Origin of the sequence: Burkholderia sp. A2 (assembly GCF_001729305.1) — a bacterium.
In the GTDB taxonomy this organism is placed as follows: Bacteria; Pseudomonadota; Gammaproteobacteria; order Burkholderiales; family Burkholderiaceae; genus Burkholderia; species Burkholderia sola.
In genome coordinates this window covers 14107-14443 of record NZ_LZXX01000129.1, presented here as the reverse complement: position 1 = coordinate 14443, position 337 = coordinate 14107, and positions in this window count along the sequence as shown.

The following is a 337-nucleotide window of genomic DNA, read 5'->3' as shown; positions in this document are numbered from 1 at the left end:
AGGCCGGCTTCCTGCAGCGCGGGCAATTCGGGTTTGGCGTTCGCGCCGATCGGTGCATGCAGCAGCACGAGCAACGTCGCGATTTCATGATGACTGAGCAGGCGGCGCAGCATCGTCTTCTTTGCAGGGGGCGCGGCCGGGCGGCCCGCGGGTGCTTCTACGGCGCTCATCGCTTTCCTCCTTTTCGAGATAACCATCGGGTACTGGTTGCGGATGGTGCCGTCGAAGACTTAAGCGATTCTTAAAACCGGGGCGGGCGGCGCAATGCTGCGCCGCGGTACGGGTTACGGGATGTAACGGCGGACGGCGCGCGGGTTCCGGCATGGCCGCGGCCGAC